Source organism: Falsirhodobacter xinxiangensis, from assembly GCF_004959935.1.
Taxonomy (GTDB): Bacteria; Pseudomonadota; Alphaproteobacteria; order Rhodobacterales; family Rhodobacteraceae; genus Falsirhodobacter; species Falsirhodobacter xinxiangensis.
Genome location: NZ_SMYN01000070.1, coordinates 1 through 723, shown reverse-complemented (window position 1 = coordinate 723; position 723 = coordinate 1). Strand labels below are relative to the sequence as shown.

The 723-nt window shown below is 62.2% G+C and carries 1 pseudogene; it reads left to right on the top strand.

The features are described from left to right. A pseudogene (locus E2K76_RS20165) lies at positions 1–691 on the top strand (IS3 family transposase); the annotation flags it as partial. Positions 692–723: the final 32 nt, after the last annotated feature.

Genomic DNA, 723 nt, shown 5'->3' with positions numbered 1-723 from the left:
GCGCGTTGCTCGGTCGGGAGGTTGATGAAGGGGCTGGGGATCCAGGAGATTATCCGGGGTAAGCCGCACCGGACAACGATCCCGGACAGACCGGCACCGCCGCCGCTGGACAAGGTGAACCGCCAGTTCCGCGTGCCTGCGCCGAACATGCTCTGGGTCAGCGACTTCACCTATGTCGCTACCTGGAAGGGCTTTGCTTCGTTCGGAACATGCCCTCGGACCAATGGCGGGCAGTCCCTCACCTTTCGTCATCAACGCCTATGCCCGCAAGATCGTCGGCTGGCGCGTCAGCACCTCGGCGCATGCAGGCTTCGTTCTCGATGCCCTGGAGCAGGCCGTGCATGACCGGCGGCCGCCAAAGGCATGGGGCTGGTTCACCATTCGGACCGCGGCTCGCAATATTTGAGCATTCGCTACAGCGAACGGCTGGCGGAAGCGGGCATCGAGCCATCGGTCGGCAGTGTCGGCGACAGTTACGACAACGCGCTGTCCGAGACGATCAATGGGCTGTTCAAGGCAGAGGTCATCCATCGTCGCGGGCCTTGGCGCAGTTTCGAAGCGGTGGAATATGCCACGCTCGAATGGGTAGACTGGTTCAACACCGCCGCCTGCTGGAGCCGATAGGAAACATCCCGCCGAAGCCGAGGCCAACTTCTACGCTGCACTGGAAACTGAAGTCATGGCCGCGTAACCAACCGAAATTAGCCTCCGGCAAACCGGAGC